At 62.1% G+C, this 17380-nt stretch carries 17 protein-coding genes and 5 pseudogenes; 10 read left to right on the top strand and 12 right to left on the bottom strand.

What is annotated here, in order from left to right:
* Positions 1-343 precede the first annotated feature (343 nt).
* From VSX60_RS18895 to VSX60_RS18875, 5 genes are all read left to right on the top strand, one after another.
* Complete coding sequence (locus tag VSX60_RS18895; RefSeq protein WP_327625814.1) at positions 344-1294, top strand: Bug family tripartite tricarboxylate transporter substrate binding protein; 951 nt, start codon at positions 344-346, stop codon at positions 1292-1294.
* Between the two features lie 113 nt (positions 1295-1407).
* Positions 1408-1848 carry a tripartite tricarboxylate transporter TctB family protein gene (locus VSX60_RS18890; protein ID WP_327625813.1) on the top strand — a complete coding sequence of 147 codons (441 nt, stop codon included), beginning with the start codon at positions 1408-1410 and terminating at the stop codon, positions 1846-1848.
* 9 nt (positions 1849-1857) lie between these two features.
* Positions 1858-3336: a tripartite tricarboxylate transporter permease gene (locus tag VSX60_RS18885; RefSeq protein ID WP_327625812.1), complete on the top strand. Its 1479-nt coding sequence runs from the start codon at positions 1858-1860 to the stop codon at positions 3334-3336.
* Positions 3337-3427: 91 nt separating this feature from the next.
* Positions 3428-4447: a succinylglutamate desuccinylase/aspartoacylase family protein gene (locus VSX60_RS18880; RefSeq protein ID WP_327625811.1), complete on the top strand. Its 1020-nt coding sequence runs from the start codon at positions 3428-3430 to the stop codon at positions 4445-4447.
* A 62-nt stretch (positions 4448-4509) separates the two neighbouring features.
* The gene (locus VSX60_RS18875) at positions 4510-5589 is read left to right on the top strand and encodes an Ldh family oxidoreductase (protein ID WP_327625815.1); all 1080 of its coding nucleotides are present in this window, start codon (positions 4510-4512) and stop codon (positions 5587-5589) included.
* Positions 5590-5605: 16 nt separating this feature from the next.
* On the opposite strand, the pseudogene VSX60_RS18870 reads toward VSX60_RS18875, so the two are convergent.
* Positions 5606-6456 (bottom strand): annotated as a pseudogene (locus VSX60_RS18870) (ArdC family protein); the annotation flags it as partial.
* 278 nt (positions 6457-6734) lie between these two features.
* Here VSX60_RS18870 and VSX60_RS18865 point away from each other — a divergent pair.
* The 3 genes from VSX60_RS18865 to VSX60_RS18855 all read left to right on the top strand — a co-directional run bounded on the left by VSX60_RS18865 (position 6735) and on the right by VSX60_RS18855 (position 8317).
* On the top strand, positions 6735-7037 hold the full coding sequence (locus tag VSX60_RS18865) for a type II toxin-antitoxin system TacA family antitoxin (RefSeq protein WP_327625810.1): 303 nt from the start codon (positions 6735-6737) through the stop codon (positions 7035-7037).
* A gap of 3 nt (positions 7038-7040) precedes the next feature.
* Positions 7041-7553: a GNAT family N-acetyltransferase gene (locus VSX60_RS18860; RefSeq protein WP_327625809.1), complete on the top strand. Its 513-nt coding sequence runs from the start codon at positions 7041-7043 to the stop codon at positions 7551-7553.
* A gap of 401 nt (positions 7554-7954) precedes the next feature.
* Entirely contained in the window at positions 7955-8317 is a 363-nt protein-coding gene (locus VSX60_RS18855) for a hypothetical protein (RefSeq protein ID WP_327625808.1), read from the top strand.
* A 399-nt stretch (positions 8318-8716) separates the two neighbouring features.
* Here the strand turns inward: VSX60_RS18855 and VSX60_RS18850 are convergent.
* The 5 genes and pseudogenes from VSX60_RS18850 to ectA all read right to left on the bottom strand — a co-directional run.
* Positions 8717-8836 (bottom strand): annotated as a pseudogene (locus tag VSX60_RS18850) (transposase); the annotation flags it as partial.
* Between the two features lie 67 nt (positions 8837-8903).
* Positions 8904-10370 carry an aspartate kinase gene (locus VSX60_RS18845; RefSeq protein ID WP_327625807.1) on the bottom strand — a complete coding sequence of 489 codons (1467 nt, stop codon included), beginning with the start codon at positions 10368-10370 and terminating at the stop codon, positions 8904-8906.
* A gap of 233 nt (positions 10371-10603) precedes the next feature.
* A complete protein-coding gene (locus tag VSX60_RS18840) occupies positions 10604-10996 on the bottom strand; it encodes an ectoine synthase (RefSeq protein WP_327625806.1) in 393 nt (130 codons plus the stop codon).
* Between the two features lie 41 nt (positions 10997-11037).
* Positions 11038-12345, bottom strand: coding sequence for a diaminobutyrate--2-oxoglutarate transaminase (ectB, locus tag VSX60_RS18835; protein WP_327625805.1), 1308 nt, complete (start codon positions 12343-12345; stop codon positions 11038-11040).
* A 102-nt stretch (positions 12346-12447) separates the two neighbouring features.
* Positions 12448-13041 (bottom strand): diaminobutyrate acetyltransferase, encoded by a 594-nt coding sequence (ectA, locus tag VSX60_RS18830; protein ID WP_327625804.1) that lies wholly within the window; start codon positions 13039-13041, stop codon positions 12448-12450.
* A gap of 346 nt (positions 13042-13387) precedes the next feature.
* On the opposite strand from ectA, the gene VSX60_RS18825 reads away from it, so the two are divergent.
* The gene (locus VSX60_RS18825; RefSeq protein WP_327625803.1) at positions 13388-13870 is read left to right on the top strand and encodes a MarR family winged helix-turn-helix transcriptional regulator; all 483 of its coding nucleotides are present in this window, start codon (positions 13388-13390) and stop codon (positions 13868-13870) included.
* A 15-nt stretch (positions 13871-13885) separates the two neighbouring features.
* On the opposite strand, the pseudogene VSX60_RS18820 reads toward VSX60_RS18825, so the two are convergent.
* Positions 13886-14381, bottom strand: a pseudogene (locus VSX60_RS18820) (transposase); the annotation flags it as partial.
* A gap of 241 nt (positions 14382-14622) precedes the next feature.
* Between VSX60_RS18820 and VSX60_RS18815 the strand changes: the two are divergent.
* Positions 14623-15057: pseudogene (locus tag VSX60_RS18815) on the top strand (IS21 family transposase); the annotation flags it as partial.
* Between the two features lie 220 nt (positions 15058-15277).
* Here VSX60_RS18815 and VSX60_RS18810 read toward each other — a convergent pair.
* From VSX60_RS18810 to VSX60_RS18790, 5 genes and pseudogenes are all read right to left on the bottom strand, one after another.
* Entirely contained in the window at positions 15278-15454 is a 177-nt protein-coding gene (locus VSX60_RS18810) for a hypothetical protein (protein WP_327625802.1), read from the bottom strand.
* 81 nt (positions 15455-15535) lie between these two features.
* Positions 15536-15781, bottom strand: a complete 246-nt coding sequence (locus VSX60_RS18805; protein ID WP_327625801.1) for a hypothetical protein — start codon at positions 15779-15781, stop codon at positions 15536-15538.
* Between the two features lie 89 nt (positions 15782-15870).
* Positions 15871-16182, bottom strand: a complete 312-nt coding sequence (locus VSX60_RS18800; protein WP_327625800.1) for a thermonuclease family protein — start codon at positions 16180-16182, stop codon at positions 15871-15873.
* 203 nt (positions 16183-16385) lie between these two features.
* Positions 16386-17078 (bottom strand): substrate binding domain-containing protein, encoded by a 693-nt coding sequence (locus VSX60_RS18795; RefSeq protein ID WP_327625799.1) that lies wholly within the window; start codon positions 17076-17078, stop codon positions 16386-16388.
* A gap of 26 nt (positions 17079-17104) precedes the next feature.
* Positions 17105-17284 (bottom strand): annotated as a pseudogene (locus tag VSX60_RS18790) (helix-turn-helix domain-containing protein); the annotation flags it as partial.
* Positions 17285-17380 lie beyond the last annotated feature (96 nt).

Here is a 17380-nt window from a genome sequence, read left to right as displayed (position 1 = left end):
TCATGGCCACCGGCACCAAGCCAGAAACCGTCCGCATTTCCACCGCAGCCGCCTGAAACGGAGCCGCTTCAGTTACACCCCAATTTCCACCACGTTGACGGACACGACCAACCGGAGTCGCACGAAATACCGCCGAGACCATTCGCATAGCCGTCTCAGCCAGTTAATGGCGCTGGGCATCGGCTCTGCCTATTGGACCGCTCTAATCTAACGATTGGACAGCATTACCGCCGCTGATTACCGTCTTGAAAAAAGAGGGGAATACCCCGACTAGACGCACTTTCGACGACACAATCTTTTCGGTTGTGCCGCCTGATCTTTACGATGCAACGGGAGGAAGTCCATGCAACATATTATCCGTTCCTGTGCCGCGATCGCTGCCGCGATAATGCTTTTCTTCGCGCCGCCACAAGTTGCCAACGCTTTTCCGGACGAGGGGCTGAAGCTGATAGTCGCCTACGGCGCCGGTGGAGGCACCGACGTGACGGCGCGCCTGCTCGCCAAGGATCTGGAGGCGACGATCGGCCACCCGGTTACTGTGGAGAACATCACCGGCGGCGGCGGCTGGACCGGTTGGAGCGCCCTCGCGAACGCGCAGCCGGATGGCTACACGATCGGCTACATCAACGTGCCGAACATTTATGCCGGTTTTCTCAACCCGGAGATGTCGCGGTCGGAGAACCTGTCCAGCTTCACGCCTCTCATGAATCACGTGACCGACTATTGCGTGTGGGCGGTGAGTGCCGACAGCCCCTTCCATTCGGTCGCCGACGTCATCGAAGCCGCCAAGGCGGAAGCGCTGTCGATCGCAGCCCATGGCTTCGGCGGCGACGATCACCTCGCGATCATGCGGATGGAGAGGATGACCGATGCTTCCTTCAACGTCATTCATAACACCAGCACGGCGATCTCTCTGACGCAGGTGCTCGGTGGTCATGTGCAGGTTCTGGGGGCAAACGTCAGTGAGGTGATCAAGCTGCACGAGGCGGGCGAGTTGAGAGTCATCGGCGTAATGGCGCCCGAACGCTCGAAATTCCTGCCCGACGTCCCGACCTTCAAGGAGCAGGGCTTCGACCAGGTCTGGTCGGTCTCGCGTGGCATCGCGGCGCCCGCCGGATTGCCCGACGACGTGAAGCAGATACTCATCAAAGCGTTGAAAGAGACCCTGAGTTCCGATGCCCATCGCAACGCCGCCGAGCAGCTTGGACTGTCTCTCGATATCATCGAGGGGGAGGAATACGCGAAATTCCTCGCGGATACCGAGGGCGAGGTTAAAACCCTGATGGGATGGTAGGACGCGCATTCGTCTCAGCCGTGGCCGTTGCTTTCGGTCACGGCATTCTCATCAAGCTCGCCTCACCGGTTCGCTGTATCGCAGCACCAGAACAAATTGGGATCTGAGACGACGTGGCTTGGGCAGATCGTATCATCGGCAGCCTCATCATCCTGGCCTGCATCCCGTTCTGGTTCTTGGCCGACAGGTTTCCGGAACTTGCAGGCAATTTCCCGAAAACGGTCGTCGTAACAATCGCCGGGCTTTCGGCCCTGATGGTTGGTCGTTCCTTCGTCGGGCCGGAGATCGACGTCGGTACAGGGCGCCTCGAGGCGAGGGCGTTCGCGCTTCCATTGCTAGTAGCAATTGCAAGCGTCCTCGCCGTCCTGGCTATGGCATTCGTCGGCTACTTCCCGGCCATGATCGCGCTGTGTATCGGGCTGTTCTTTCCGCTCGCCGGAAACAGGCGTCTCCTCTATGCGGTCGCCGTGATCAGCTCGCTGGCTTTCATCTACGTCGTCTTCGTTCTCCTCCTCGGTGTTCCTCTCGAGAGGTCTCCATTTTTTGGGCGATAGGAGCTGGTGATGGTGGAGCTGAGTTATATTGCGAACGTCTTTACCCTCGGCAATATGGCTGCGATCTTAATCGGCGTCTTCGCCGGGATCGTGATCGGCGGACTGCCGGGCCTCACGGCGAATCTGGGCGTGGCTCTGCTCTTGCCAGTCACGTTCTCCATGGACGTGACAGCTGCCCTCCTCATGCTGATGAGCCTCTACACGGCCGCGATCTACGCCGGTTCGTTTCCGGCGATTCTGTTGCATACGCCCGGCACCTCGGCCTCGGCCGCAACGGCGGCCGACGGCTTCGCCCTTACCCAGCGAGGTGAGTTCAACAAGGCCTTGCGCATCGCGACTTTCTCGTCGGTGTGCGGCGGCGTTGCCAGCGCGCTCTCACTCCTCCTGCTCGGTCCACCGCTGTCGTTGCTGTCACTCAAGTTCGGGCCGGCGGAATACCTGATGCTGGCCGTGTTCGGCCTGACGATCATCGGCACGCTCGCGAGCGGAAATATGGTGAAGGGCCTCATTGCCGGTGCAATCGGGCTCCTGATGTCCACCGTCGGTCTCGACCTGGATACTGGCTTCCCGCGCTACGTCTTCGGGCTCTCGGATCTGACGGGGGGGTTCAATTTCGTGCCCGTCGTGATCGGGCTCTTCTCCGTCTCGCAGGCGCTTATCATGTGCGAGAATGCGCAATCGCGGGTGCAGCGCGTCGAGGTTAAGAAAACTGAGCGCTGGCGCATTCTGCCGACTTGGGCCGAAATCAAGTCCATTCGCGTCACGATAGCGCGCTCCGCGTTCATTGGCGTGTTCGTCGGCATTCTGCCTGGGGCCGGGGCCGACATCGGATCATGGGTGAGCTACAACGAGGCGCGTCGATTCTCACGGGACAAGTCGGAGTTCGGCAAGGGATCGGTGCATGGCATTTCCGCCTCGGAAACCGCAAACAATGCCGTCACGGGCAGTTCGCTGGTTCCGCTCCTCACGCTCGGCATTCCCGGCAGCGCCACGGCAGCGATCCTGCTCGGCGCCCTCATCGTGCACGGGCTTGTGCCAGGGCGAACGCTCTTCACCGAGAATGCATCCATTACCTATACGGTGATCTACGGCTTTCTGCTCGCCAACATCGTGATGGGGTTCGTCGGTATGTCGATCGGGCGTTACATGGCGCTGATCGCGCGCCTGCCCAACGCAGTACTCGTTCCCATCATTCTGATGCTGTCTTTCGTCGGCGCGTACTCGCTCGGCAGTAATATGTTCGACGTCTATACGATGATTGGCGCTGGTGTGATTGGATACCTCATGCGCAAGTCTGGGTTCTCGCCAGCTCCACTCATTCTGGGGCTTATCTTGGGTCCGATCGCGGAAACAGGGTTTCGGCAGTCCCTCGCCCTGTCGGGCGGCGCCATCGTGCCGTTCGTTCTATCACAGCCGATCGCCTTGGCGCTGACCGTACTGACAGCCGTGTCGCTCGTCAGCGCGGTTTTACTGGAGGTCCGCAAGTAGTAATCGCTTGGAGTGTTCACAACACTCGTGCGGACTACCGAAATGCGGGCAACGCATCGCAGATGATGACCTTGATTATCAGGAGAACGCTATGGAAAACGAACCTCTCTGGGATGCGCAGGAGACGGGGCGAAAGCTCTACAAGCTGCCGGTGACGACGACGCTCGTGGGCGATCTCGCTTTGGCATTGCATGTGATCAAGGGAGCGAAGCCTGGTCCGACACTGGCTCTCACGGCGACGATCCACGGGGACGAAACCGTTCCGGCCATGATGATCCGGCGACTGCTCGATTCCATCGACCCGCAAACCCTGGCCGGGTGCGTCTGCGCTATTCCGGTGTGCAATCCGCCGTCGATGGCCGTCTTCAACCGCCAGACGCCCGAACAACACGGCAACACCGATCTGCACGAAGTCTTTCCGGGCAACGCACGGGGAAATCTCACCCAAATGATCGCGCATGTGATCACGGACGGCCTCATACGGCATGCCGACATCGTGGTCGACTATCACTGCGGCGGAGCGGGCGGGCGGCTTCAGTCCCGCGTCGACGTCAATGCGGCCTGCGAGGGGGCGCTGCGGCAGCGTTGCCTTTCGCACGCGCGCCACTTCGGAACGGTCATGGTGCACGAGAACGCGATACCGCGCTCTGTCGTCGGATATGCCAACAGCCTCGGCAAGATCGCGTTCGGCGTCGAGACTGCGGGCGTGTATCTCGCTCCGCAGGATCACGCGGCCTACATGGACGCCGGCGTCGAGGGATATCTCAACGTCATGCGCGGGCTTGGGATGCTCCCGGAGCCGGTCCTGTCCCCGCCGCGGCAGATCTACTTTACCAGCGCAGCGCGTACCGAAGCGAATCCCACGCGTGGAGGCTTCCTGGAATCTCTCTTCCAGAGCCCGGGCGAACTCGGGCGCCCGGTCGCGAAAGGGACGGTCCTCGGCCGCATCATCGACATGGCGACGCTGAAGGAGGTCGAGCAGCTGATCGCACCGGTCGATGGTCATCTGTTCTTCTCGCGCTACTCGGGCGTCGTCGATGCCGGCACGAAGGCCTTCGCATTGGCCGAGGACGCCGGCTCGCGGTGGATGGAGCCGACTTCCGCGGCTTGATCCCGAAGACGAGCGTCGGAGCGTTCATCCGCGCACCAACGCTCGCGCCACAGGAGCAAAGCATGCCGACGCCCAGATCACCAAATGCTAGCCTCGTCGACAGTAGGGAGCTACGCGGCGTGGTCGTCGCATGCGCGAAGGCCGCCGGGGCCGGGGGCGCGGCGGCCTTCGCGATGGCGGACCACATGGTAGAGGCGCACCTGCGCGGCGTCGAAACTCATGGATTACGGCGGCTGCGCCCATATCTGGCGCGCGTCGCAGCGGGCGGGGTCGTTGTTCACGCGGAGCCGGTCGTGGAGAAACGCGGCGCGATCCTGCGCATAGACGGCGGGAACGGGATCGGACACTATGTGGGTGCGTGTGCTGCCGATGCCGTTGTCGCGCAAGCGCGCGCCCACGGCGTTTCCGTCGCACTCGTGCGCAACTCGAATCATTTCGGCTTTGCCGGTTACTACGCCTCGCGTATCGCGGCCTCCGCCATGCTGGGCGTGGTCACGTCGAACGGGCAGATCATGGTCGGGCCCGAAGGCGCATTGCGCCCGCTGTTCAGCAACGATCCCCTTGCGATCTCCGCCCCCTATGCGGGCGGCGGCATGTTCGAGCTCGACCTCGCGTTGAGCGTCACCTCACGTCAGAATATCGTGCGTGCCGCCAAAGCGGGCGAGACGATCGCACCCGGAATGGCGCAGGATCGCGACGGCTATCCCTCGACCGATGCCGAGGAAGCGCTTCGAGGGCTTCTTCTGGCTTTTGGCGGAGCGCGTGGCTTTGCGCTCTTAAGCGCCATCGAGGTATTGACCGGCGTCCTGACGGGTGGCGCTTATGCCGACCTCGTCGCGTCGAAGGAGGCCGCTCCTATGTCGCCGGAGGGCACGGCGCATTTCATGCTCGCGATCGATCTGGAACAGGCTGGCGGCGCGCAGGCTTTCGAAGCAAGACTGGCCGATCTCGTTCAGCGCCTCCGAGAGCTACCGATGCGCGAAGGTGTAGCGCCTCCTCGGGCTCCTGGAGAAAGGCGCTGGCGGCTCCGCGCTGACCGACTTGCCGGTGGCATCCCCTTGCCTCCACAAGAGATGGAGGATTTGGAGGACCTCTGCGCACACCACGGAGTCCCCGTCCCTTCGTCGTGGCGGAGCGCGTAGGCCCTATCGCGGTGTTGCCGAGCGAAGCGCAGCAGAAAGCCGCGTTCATTTCGGCGATCAGCTCCTCGAAGGCGTACTTCTTGGAGCCGAACGAGCCGGACATGTCGCGGTCGAGCCGGGAAGAATGACCTGAAGCATGCCCGAGCTCATGGAGTGCCGTTCGGTGCCAGTTTATGGGCTCGAAATAGGCCTGCGGCGGCGGCACCTGCACATAGTCGTGCGCGTGCGCGTAGAAGGCCCGGTTGCCGCCGATGCGGAAGTCGATCCCCGTCGCCGCGATCAGCGCATCGACGCGCGGTTCCATCAGACCGACCGGCGCCGGCGGCGCGGCGGTCGCGACGTCTTCGGGCAGGTTCTCGCACTGGTCGGTGTTGAAGACGGTGAAGCGCTTGAGGAACGGGATCGCCTGGGCGTTCTCGCCGGTCTCGCGCACACGGCGCTTCTCGTCCTCCGGCACGAAGCGGTCGGCATAGACGACGGTGGTGCCGCGTTCGCCTTTGCGGACATTGCCGTCGAGCGACAGCGCCTGGCGAAAGGTCAGCCAGCTCTGACCGGGGAAGCCATGCTCGATGACGGCGCCCCAGAGGATCAATNCGACAGCGCCTGGCGAAAGGTCAGCCAGCTCTGACCGGGGAAGCCATGCTCGATGACGGCGCCCCAGAGGATCAATACGTTGATGCCGGAATGGCTCCGGCCGGTCGCGGCATTGTTCGGCATGGCGAGCGGTGCCTTGGCGGCCGCCGTCGCCCAGGGCTGGACCCAGGGCAGGCGGCCCGCCTCCAGCTCGCCGATGATTTTCGTGGTGATTTCGTCATAGAGGTTGGTCCGATCGCGCTTAGCGCCGGCGTTGCGCTTGTTTCTGGGCATCGCGGTTCTCCGCGACGGGCGCCGAGGGCCTCTCCTCCGGCTTTCAACCCGTCACGGCAAACCCGTCCGCACTCTCACTCTCATTCGGGCCGCATCCGCAAAACCAGAAAGCTGGGTTTGCGGGCAAATGGCGGTACGGATTCCGTGTCGGGCGGAGCGGGGAGGGGGGAGAATTGAGTGAGCTGTGGTCAGGAGTGCTGGGTGCGTGGGTCGAATAGACGTTCAACCTTGAAAAGTCCGGCCATTGGCCGTACGTTGGGTGTATAGGAGATATCAAGATGGTTGAGTCCGTAATGAAACCAACTCGGGGTCGGGTCCGTGGGGAGCGTCTTGAGACGCGTGTGACGGCCGACCAGAAGAGCCTGATAGAGCATGCTGCCGCGCTGCATGGCCGCACGGTGACGGACTTTGTGTTGACGAGCGTTGAGGAGGCCGCCCGCCGCGCGATCAAGGAGCATCAGCGCCTAGATCTGTCGCTTCGTGACAGCCAGGCTTTCGTGCAGGCGCTGATGAACCCGCAGCCGGTGAACGACCGTCTGCGAGATACCGTGCGCCGCTATCGCCAGAGAACCGGTGTCTGACGCGTGGATGGCGATTCCGAGGAAATATGGCGAGTCGAGGTGCTCGGACCTCAGCATGACCGATCTCGGTTCGACAGCGGGGTCGAGACGCTCGATCGATATTTTCGGACGCAGGCCGGTCAGGATGTCAGAAAGCATATAGCGGCGTGTTTTGTGTTGGTGCTGCCCGACAAGGCGATCGGCGGATACTACACGCTATCATCCACTGCGGTGAACCTCACGGAACTGCCAGCGGAGCTTGTGCGCAAGTTGCCGCGATACCCGCTGGTTCCGGCGACGCTTGTCGGTCGTCTCGCAATTGACCGACGCCAGCAGGGAAACGGCTATGGCCGCTTTCTCCTTGCCGATGCTCTCTATCGCGCAGCGCGGAGCGAAATCGCCCCTTTCGCAGTCATCGTTGATGCCAAAGACGAGAACGCCCGAAGATTTTACGAGCGGGAGAGTTTTTTGCCACTTCAGGATCAGCCCATGAAGCTGTTTCGGCCTATGGCCGATATTGAAGCACTGTTCAAATAGGAGTGGGTGATGGTAAAGGCTGGCGGAGTGCATCCACAGAAAGTCCCGTTTTTTCCGACGGCGGTCGAGCGAAGCCCGTTGCACGAGCAGATTGGATCGAGAGCGGCGCTGATAAGTATTTTTCCAACCTCGAATGTCTGATCGAGTTGCTTTTCAGCCTTTGCTTTTTTGTGTCAACGACGGAGCAAATCCAGGCCAGAGAGGCCGAGTAAAACCACGCCAACGGCGATGGCAGACACGACGTACGAAGGGGTCCGATCGGACCCCTTCGTGCGTCGGCGATCGGGTTTGGGGATCAGGTCGTGGAGATTTCGCCGGTTTCCCGATCAACGGCGTCGTCGGTGGCCCGACGACTGCTTGAGCCGGTAGCTGTCGCCGTTCATCGTCAGAATGTGGACGTTATGCGTCAGGTGATCGAGACGACGCTGGCGACGCCCTCCAATGGTCCGACGGTGGTCGTGACGCACCACGCGCCGTCGCCGCGGTCGCTGCGCAACGGCCGGGTCGAGGAACCAGGGGACGCCGCCTATGCGAGCGACCTCGAGGACCTGATCCTCGATTACCAGCCGGAGCTTTGGATCCACGGCCACGTCCACACGCGGCACGACTATGCGATCGGGGCGACCCGGGTGATCTGCAACCCCCGCGGCTACGTGCACGCCGCGCACCGCAAGTGGCTGGCGGTCGAGATCGAGAACCGCGAATTGGACGAGCGGATGGTCGTCGAGGTCGGAGACGAACCGGCGCCCGGATTCGGACGGTGACGGATTTTCTCTGGAAGACAGGCGAGGGGATCTCGGAGAGGGGGGTCCGATCGCCCTCAGGCCCTGGCTTACTGCCTGCGGGAATGCCAGACGATCACCTAAAATCCGATCAACGCGACAAATCCACGCGCTAATATCTCGTCATGTCCAGGCTCGCGCCCTTTCCGCCGGAAATTGTCCACAGCATCGACGCAGGCGCGTCGGTGCTTCGGGCGGTTCGCGATCACTCCGGCCGCACCCTCGAAGATGTCGCCCATGCGTGTGGGGTGTTGCCTGTCAGACTTTGGGAATTGAGGCCGGGGTGACGCCGACGCTGGCCGAGCGGCAGGCGCTGTCTGAACTATTCGGCTATGATGTAGATTTCCTGATCGACCTGTGAGGAGAACCCGCTCGCTAGTTCCGAAGCATCGATGGCGAGATACCCACCTCGGTCGCAAGCTGCATCAGCGGTCGACCGTTGCTTTCGAACAAGGCAACCGCCTCTTGTTTGAACTCGGGAGAAAACTCCCTTCTCGTCTTCGGCGTTCAACACCTCCATGCCCTCACAGGCTTAGCAAAGGTGTCCCCGAAATCGAGGGATCATCATTTACGCAGCGTCGCGCAATACCTGAGGTTCTTCCGTCAAAACCTCGCCGATCGTCGACTCGCTAGATTCCACGAGCGCCGCATGAAGCGCACGTATGGCCGGCTCGTGATCCTTGTCGTCGATCACGAATTGCAGGTCGACCCTTCGCGTCAGGTCCTGCATGCCGAGGGGCGCGATGTCAGCTTCATCGAGCGCCGAAAGAGCGCGGAGCGTCAGCCCCGGTGCCGTCAGATTGCGGCCGATGACGGAGATGATAGACACCCGTGCGATCTCTACTTCTGCGGCCGGGAACCGTTCGGCCAAGTCGCGCTCAACGCGTTTCAGGGCTTTCATCGAGCCATCGAGGAAATGAGTGATCGTGTTGGCGTTGCACGTCTTGGTGACGATGCGCATCTTGTGACGCTGCAGCGACTCCAGGATCGCCGCGTCATGACCTTTGACGCCGACCATGTCCTGCTCGAAGAACTGCAGCGAGAAGATCCCGCGTAGCCCGGCGATCATGTCGACACGGGGCTCCGGCGCCCCTCGCTCATCGAGAATCAGCGTGCCTTCGTCCTGCGGCCGGAACGCGTTACGCACCCGCAGAGGAATACCGGCCTGGCGCAAGCCCTTGGCGGCGCGCGGATGAATCGCCTCCATTCCCATATTGGAAAGCTGGTCTGCGACGTCGTAATTGGTGCGGCCTATGACCCGGACCTTGTCCAGCCCGACCGATTTCGGGTCGGCGCTGCACAGGTGGAATTCCTTGTGGATGATGGCTTCCCGGGCGCCGCTGAGAGCGGCGACCCGCGCGAAGGTGACTTCGGTGTAGCCCCGGTCATGGCACTTCACCAACGCTTCCCGGCACTGGGCATAACCCGGAATGATCGGCATCTCGGTGCTGAAGTCGACGTCGCGCAAAGCTTCCTGAATTCGTTCATCCAGACTCGGCTGCGTGTCGTCGCGCCAGCCGGTCAGGTCGATGAAGCGGGCGTTGACGCCGTGGTGGCGCAGGAGTAGCGCCGTCACCAACGCCGAATGGGCTTCGCCCAGGGACGACACCATCTCACGCACGGTCATCAGATGCTCCGACACGCGAAACTGGCCGAAGGAGCAGAGCCGGCTGAGGTCGATCAGGCAGCTGCGGACTCCCTCGACCCGCTCGCGGACGAAATCGTCCGCCGCCCGCCGGTCGCCGGTGTCGTCGAGAACCTGCCGATTGATCGCCTGCATCGCGCGACCGACCTCGGTCAGCGCGTCGCCCCAGGCCCATTCGGAGTCGGTGCTGGCAAAGAGCGCATAGACCCCGGCTTCGCCGGTCTTCTTGTGTTCCAGCAGCTTGTCGGTGATGCCACCATAGGCGGAGACCACGAAGGCGCGGTTGTAAAGCGCAGCCCCCTGGCGATCGCCGATAAGGACATTGGTCAGCAGTTCCTCATGCCGAAGCATGGATGTGCCGCCAATCTTCTCGACTGTGTGTTCTGTCATGAAACTCGCTTAAGCAACTGGCCTGGCAGCGTTCCCATCGCGTTCGTGGAAAGACTGCCGGACCGGATCGGACCTCATCGTCGCGGGTCGGGCGAATGCCGCTCCGATCCCGGACGTTCTGATTGGAAGCTCGGTCAGGCGCGGCGCGCTGCCGCCCTTCCCTCGCGAAACCGGTGGGTGGTTGCCGACAGCGCGATCGCGCATCGCGCCGCGCCTCCCGTTCGACCGAAAACCTAAACGGCTTCGGCTTCAAGCGCGTAGGCGCCGGTCTCGTCATGGACCTCGCGGCCGTTCAACGGCGGGTTGAACACGCAGGCGACGGACATCTCGGTTTTCGGCCGGACGATATGCCGATCGTGCTTGTCGAGGACATACATGACGCCGGGCCGCAGATCGTGGACCTCGCCGGTCGCCTTGTCCTCGATCGTCCCCTCGCCGGAGATGCAATAGACCGATTCGAAATGGTTCTTGTAGTGGAAGTGGTTTTCGCCACCGGCGTAAAGCGTGGTGATGTGAAACGAAAAGCCGACATTGTCCGATTTCAGCAGAAGGCGGGTGGAGTCCCAACCTTCGGATTTGACGAGCCGGTCGGTCTGGCGGGCGGCGGTGAGATCTCTGACGATCATGGTAAGTCTCCTGTTCGTGGTCGCGGCCATGAAGCCACAGCTTATTCGGCGGCGATCCGCGAGGGCTCGCTCAGAACCGCGTCGAACGCGTCGGCGAGGATGTCGAGGCCGCGGGCGAACACCGCGTCGGTAATGGTCAATGGCGCTAGCACCTTGACGATCTCATTGGACGAGCCGGCGGTTTCGATGATCAGGCCTCGCTCGAAGGCGGCCGCACAGATCGCGGCGGCGCGCTCGCCCGAACCGGTGTCGATGCCGCGCATCATGCCGCGGCCCTTGACGCGGAAGTCGTCGCCGAAGGAGGTCGCAATGCCGCCCAGGCGCTCGTTCAGGAATTCCGCCTTGCGCCGTATGTCGAGGGCGAAGTCCTCGGTCGCCCAGAATTTCTCCAGCGCCGCGCGCGCCGTGACGAAAGCGTGGTTGTTGCCGCGGAAGGTGCCATTGTGCTCGGCCGGCGTGAACACGTCGTATTCCGGCTTGACCAGCACCATCGAGAAGGGAAGGCCATAGCCTGAAAGCGATTTGGCCATGGTCACGATGTCCGGCTGGATGCCGGCGAACTCGAAGGCGAAGAAGTCGCCGCTGCGGCCGCAACCGGCCTGGATTTCATCGATGATCAACAGCGCGCCATGCTTGGTGGCGATGGCGCGCAAGCGGCGAAGGAACTCCTTCGAGGCGAGGTTCAGGCCGCCCTCACCCTGGATGCATTCGAGCAGGATGGCCGCCGGCGCATCGATGCCGCTCGACGTATCGCCGAGCATGTCGTCAAGCATCTGCGCGCTGTCGATGCCGTCGCCATGGAAGCCGTCATAGGCCATCCGGGTGACGCCAGTGAGCTGGCTGCGCGAGCCGGCCCGCTGGGAGCCGTTGCCTGTGGCGGCGAGCGCGCCGGTGGTCACGCCATGATAACCGTTGGTGAAGGCGATGACGTTCTCGCGGCCGGTGGCCTTGCGGGCAAGCTTCAGTGCCGCCTCGACGGCGTTCGCGCCGGTCGGGCCCTGGAACATCATGCGGTAATCCATCCCGCGCGGCTTCAGGATGCGCTCGCTGAAGGAGATGAGGAACGCTTCCTTGGCCTCGGTGAACATGTCGAGGCCATGGGTCACGCCGTCGGACATGACGTAGTCGACCAGCGCCGACTTCATGTCTGGGTCGTTGTGACCGTAGTTCAGCGATGCGCAGCCAGCGAGAAAGTCGATATACTCGCGACCCTCGATATCCGTCAGCGTGGCGTTCTGCGCTTTACGGAACACCGTTGGGAAGCTGCGGCAATAGCTGCGGACCTCGGACTCGAGTCGCGTAAAGGTGTCGGCGCCCGTTTTGACCGGCGTTTCAGTGTCATTCAGCATCTGTCTATCCGTTTTTTGCGAACGGAGCCCGCGGCGAGGCGGGCATCATCGTTCTGTCAATATTCCAGCCCCGTGCCCGCAAATCGATGCGGGTCCAGGCCTTTAAGCGGCCTTGGCCGTCGTATGTTCGGGCATCTCATCCAAATCGGTGGCGGACGCATCGCCTGCGTCGATCGGGCCGATCGTCAGCATGTGCTCGCTGTCGTGGTCGCCCGAAAAATGCTCTTCGCCGCAGAGCCAGACCTTGTCCGAGATCGTCGCGTCGAATTCGTCGGCAACGCCTTCGAACATGCGCCAGGACGAGGCATTGTCCGGCGTGATCGTCGTCTTGAGACGCTCGACGCCCGTGCAAGAGTCGCTCGCGAGCAGTTTGGCGATCAGGCGACGCGCCAGCCGACGCCCACGGGCGGCTTCGGCTACGGCGACTTGCCAGACGAATAGCGTCTCGGGCTCCTCGGGCGGGCGATAGGCGGAGACCCATCCGACGACCTCGCCGTTCATCTCCGCAAGCATGCAGGTGCCGGCGAAATGCGTGCATTGCAGGAAGTTGCAATAGAGCGAATTATCGTCGAGCGCCTCGCAGGAGTCGATCAGGTCGTGCACAGCTTGCCCGTCTTTCCGCACCGGGTGACGAAAGCGCAAAGGATTAGCTACGCTGGCCAATCGTGGTTGTGGACCCGTCTCGGACTGCCGCATTCATACGCCTCACTCGCTGTTACACTGGTGCGGATATTTCAATTATCAAAGCAATAGTCAACCACCAGACACTGGGCAGTGGAGCGATATGAATTCGCATCTGAGGCGTTCTCGCCCGCATCACTTTGAAAATAAATGACATTCTTAGGATAATAGAAGGGGAGGGAAAGCCAGAATTATTGGATAATATTGCCAATATAATTCGCTCATCAAACGATATTCCAGGCTTTTATAAATATCATTTGATAGTCGAAGGATCGCCCGGATAGAATGCGAAGCCGGGTCGTGCCCAGCTAGGAAAGCTCACTATTTTTCGGTAGCCTTTTTCGGGGTGCGATTTGCGATAATGGAACGCGGACGACAAGCTTTGATCGCGCTACGCCGGATCACGCGTGCGATGGAGTTCAGCGCGCGCCGTCTGGCCAAGGACACCGGCCTGACGAACTCGCAGCTCATGGTTCTGCGAATCCTCGGTCAGGGTGAGGTCACGCCTGGGTCCATTGCCATCCAGATCGGCCTTACCCAGCCAACGGTGACCACGCTTGTCGATCGGCTGACCGAAAGGGGGCTTGTCGCCCGAAGGCGCGGCGAGACCGATCGACGCCAGGTCTGGATCGCCTTGACCGAGTCCGGGAAGGCGATGGTGGCCAGCATGCCCTCCGACCTCCAGATGAGCTTCCACACCGAATTCACGGAGCTAGCGGACTGGGAGCAGGCCATGGTCGTCGCGGCCCTGGAGCGCGTCGCGGCGTTGCTGAAGGCCGACAAAATCGAAGCCGGTCCCGTACTGGAACTGGGCGAGATCGCTCCCCCGCAGGAATCGCTTTAGAGTCTGTCCGGAAAGTCATGAAGATCGAGCGATGCGTCGCTTGTGGATCATGACGGAGGCGGCATAGAGAAACGCCTTTGCCGATGCGAGGGTGGCTTGGCATCTTTCCAGAGCCGGCGGTTTCGGCTGATCCAGGCGAAGAAGCGTTCGACCACCCAGCGCCTCGGATGGACGGCGAAGCCGACCTGGTCAGGCGGCTTTTTGACGATCTGGGCGTCGATGATCGTGGCGCTCTGCAGCTTCTTGCCCGAATAGCCCAGATCGGCGAACGTCTTCGCCACGAATGGAAGGATCGGCGCGACAGACGAAGAACGGCAACGGCGCCGTCGCGGTCCTGAACATCGGCGGGGTGCGGGTCGAGTACCAGGCCGCGTCCACCCGTATCCACCATCGCTTGTCGCTTTCGCCCCTTTATCTTCGTCCCCGCATCATAGCGGCGTGGTTCGCCACTCTCTGTTGTCGTGACGCTCTGGCTGTCGAGGACGGTCGCGCTCGGCGAGGCCGGCGAGCCAGGGGCGCCACGTTCCGCTCAGTTCGCCGTTCAGCACGCGCTCCGGCAGCGCCTTGGGGGCTATGCGCCACCTCAAACGCTGATATTGATCGTCAGCATATGGGCGACATGATCGAGATGAGCTTTCTGTGTAGGGCGGTGAGAAAGTAGGCCACGAAGCGGCACCGTTTTGGTTGGCCGCGCCGGTGTAAAACCCGGCCAATGGTTAGGCTGTTTTTCTTTTCGGGGAGAGTAGCCGGGAATGTTCGCCGTGGAAGTCTACGCGGCTGTCCGTCGGTTTGTTCATCTTGACGGCAACAGCCAGCGCGATGCGGCCAGGGTCTTCGATCTGAGCCGGGAGACCATCTCGAAGATGTGCCGATTTTCGATTCCGCCGGGCTACACGCGGACGAAGCCGGTGGCGAAACCGAAGCTCGGGGTGCTGTTGCCGGTGACCGACGCGATCCTGGAGGCCAATCGCACGGCGCCGCTCAAACAGCGCCATACCGCCAAGCGGATCTTCGAGCGACTGCGGGATGAGCATGGCTACGGCGGCGGACCGACGGTGGTGCAGGATTATGTCCTGATTGCCCGCGGCCGCCAGCGGGAGACCTTCGTGCCGCTGTCACATCCGCCTGGCCACGCGCAGGCGGACTTCGGCGAGGCGATCGCGGTGATCGGCGGCGTTCGGCAGCGACGACTCGCACGCCGAACTCGTGGATGCTGGCGGTCGGCGGGACGCTTGGACGACGACATCGATTTTCATACGGTTCGGGCGAAACTTTCTTACCGGTTCCGCTGACGATTTTCACGGGACCGCGTCCGAGGGTTCTTCTCGCCTTGTGAATCGTGGACGCCCTGGTCCGCCGAAGCGAGTTCTGCCGTAGTCCTCCCTCCGCAGACTGATCGTCGGCGAGTTAGCCGCCCACCATCCGCGTTGCAGTATCGGCCTGATGCCGGTAGCCGGTTTGCCGCTCGACCTCACGCATCACGGCGTTCCAGTGGCGTCGGTCAGCTTCGGCATCAACCTCCGCCGCCGCCCGTCGCCGCTCCCGCGCTTCGATCCAGGCCCCTTGCGCCCCATGCATTGTCACCAGGACGATCGCCTCGCGCCGAACCTTCGGGGAGCGGCGAAAGAGACAAGCAAAAAGCCGACCGAATAGCATTGTCCCGGATCAGACCTCCGTGGATATCATCGGCCCGCTGGTCGACGAACCATGGCGACGCCAGTCCCGTCCCCGAACGTCGAGATGCAGCAGCACCTGGGTCGCGATCGTGTCCGCCATCTTCCCCTGAGCATCCTCCCAACTCCGCCAGTCGACCTTGAGGCGCTTTGACGCGCATTCGACCCGGATCGCGGGCGGGACTTTGGAGAGGGCGAGCTTGATGATCGTGCGGAGATAATAATCGATGTGCGGCATGGCATCCTCGTGGGGAATCGGTTTCACATCGGCCGCATCCGACAAGGAGAATCCCAGTGAAGTCCCAGGTCGTCAAGGATGATTTCAGGTCAGTTCCGGCACCATTTGTTGCCCTCATTGGGCCAAGGCTGCGACAGGCCTTCCTGGATCAACACCTGACCGGCATCGCGACCATCGGCAAGGCGGACCCGCGCGAGTTCACGGCCGAATTTGCCTTTGCCACCGGTCCACTCGATCGTGTAGCCGCCGCCCATCAACTCCCGCAGCCGATCGCCGGCCTTTTCTCCCAGGCGGCGTTCAGCCGCGCATTCGGGTTTGCCGATTTCCGGGGTGTCGACGTCGAGAGCCCGCCACTTTACCCCGCGCTCCCAACCGGTGTCGCCATCGACAATGCAGGTCAATTTGCGTGCGGCGCGATTGCCGCCCGAGCAGACGGGAAGGGGGCGTGCTGGTGGGGCGGCCGTAGCGACTGCCGGCGCGATGGGCTCCGCAGGCGACGCGGTGACAAGCTCCGGGATCTTAAGTGGAAAATTCCAGCTTAGAGACGGGCGTTCCATCGAGAAGGTGGCCGAACCTAGCGGCTTTGCCTGCATCCTTGGATGCGTCAGCACGCTTGATGATCCGCGAGGAACCGCACGAACAGAAGCGTCAGGTTTTCGCGCCGCGACTTGTCCGGCCATACCGCATAGTACCCGAGCGGGCGCAGCTTCCAATCCGGCAGCAGTCGAACGAGCTCCCCGGAGACCTCCCCGCGGGCAGCCAGATGCAAAGGCACGATCGTCGCTCCGATATTCCGGCACGCGAAGTGGAAAAGCGCATCGACACTGTCGACTTCCAGGCGCGCGTTCCCGGTGACTTTCGCCGTTTCGCCATCGGGTGAGATGAACTCCGTGATATCGGATCGTTGTCGATAGCGGATCCAGTCCCAGTCCTCCATATCCGAAGGATGACGGGGGTGCGGACGCAACGCGGCGTATCCGGTGCCGGCGACAAGTGCGCGCTGACTGTTGCCGAGTTTGCGCGACATCATCGAACTGTCGTCCAGCCAGCCCGCGCGGATGCTTAGATCGTATCCGTTCTCTATCAAAGCCACCGTGCGATCGCTATAGGTCGCCGACACCGCCACATGCGGATGAAGCCGGATGAACTCGGCAATTGCTGTCGAGATATCCGACGACGACATGAAGGCGGGCAGCGATATCCTCAGCGCGCCGACCGGTTCCAGGGACAGCGCGTTGAGCTCGTTCAACCCTGTCTCCGCGCAGCGTAGCATCTCGGCTATGCGGGCGTAGAACATGCGGCCTTCGTGGGACAGGGCGGGCTTCTGAGATGAAGGACCTTCTCCTCAATCTCGATAGGCGTGCGGTTTGCATGCCACTTCGGGATCGGCGGCTGGTTCACCAGTCCCGCCTCGCCCTGCTTTCGATAGGCTGTCCGCCACCGGTAAAAGCTGCTGCGGCCGACACCAAAATATCGGCAAGTCTTCGAAACTTGCCTGACCATATCGGCATGCCGGAGAACTCACAGTTTGCGGGCGATCTCGCGTCCATCCTTACTCACGGATATCTCCTTCTTCCCAGAAATGGGAGCTTAAGGGAG

Source organism: Aurantimonas sp. A3-2-R12 (assembly GCF_036016755.1).
Lineage (GTDB): Bacteria > Pseudomonadota > Alphaproteobacteria > Rhizobiales > Rhizobiaceae > Aurantimonas > Aurantimonas coralicida_A.
The sequence above is the reverse complement of the archived record's forward strand: the minus strand, read 5'-3'. Positions and strand labels throughout refer to the sequence as shown.

What these genes read in the sequence shown, in the direction of transcription:
- VSX60_RS18840 (WP_327625806.1), bottom strand. Translation starts at nt 10,996, where the DNA reads ATGATCGTCAGAGATCTCACCGCCGCCCGCCAGACCGACCGGCTCGTC.
- VSX60_RS18895 (WP_327625814.1), top strand. Translation starts at nt 344, where the DNA reads ATGCAACATATTATCCGTTCCTGTGCCGCGATCGCTGCCGCGATAATG.
- VSX60_RS18875 (WP_327625815.1), top strand. Translation starts at nt 4,510, where the DNA reads ATGCCGACGCCCAGATCACCAAATGCTAGCCTCGTCGACAGTAGGGAG.
- VSX60_RS18805 (WP_327625801.1), bottom strand. Translation starts at nt 15,781, where the DNA reads ATGCCGCACATCGATTATTATCTCCGCACGATCATCAAGCTCGCCCTC.
- VSX60_RS18865 (WP_327625810.1), top strand. Translation starts at nt 6,735, where the DNA reads ATGGTTGAGTCCGTAATGAAACCAACTCGGGGTCGGGTCCGTGGGGAG.
- VSX60_RS18885 (WP_327625812.1), top strand. Translation starts at nt 1,858, where the DNA reads ATGGTGGAGCTGAGTTATATTGCGAACGTCTTTACCCTCGGCAATATG.
- VSX60_RS18880 (WP_327625811.1), top strand. Translation starts at nt 3,428, where the DNA reads ATGGAAAACGAACCTCTCTGGGATGCGCAGGAGACGGGGCGAAAGCTC.
- ectB (WP_327625805.1), bottom strand. Translation starts at nt 12,345, where the DNA reads ATGCTGAATGACACTGAAACGCCGGTCAAAACGGGCGCCGACACCTTT.
- VSX60_RS18845 (WP_327625807.1), bottom strand. Translation starts at nt 10,370, where the DNA reads ATGACAGAACACACAGTCGAGAAGATTGGCGGCACATCCATGCTTCGG.
- VSX60_RS18795 (WP_327625799.1), bottom strand. Translation starts at nt 17,078, where the DNA reads ATGTTCTACGCCCGCATAGCCGAGATGCTACGCTGCGCGGAGACAGGG.
- ectA (WP_327625804.1), bottom strand. Translation starts at nt 13,041, where the DNA reads ATGCGGCAGTCCGAGACGGGTCCACAACCACGATTGGCCAGCGTAGCT.
- VSX60_RS18855 (WP_327625808.1), top strand. Translation starts at nt 7,955, where the DNA reads ATGCGTCAGGTGATCGAGACGACGCTGGCGACGCCCTCCAATGGTCCG.
- VSX60_RS18825 (WP_327625803.1), top strand. Translation starts at nt 13,388, where the DNA reads ATGGAACGCGGACGACAAGCTTTGATCGCGCTACGCCGGATCACGCGT.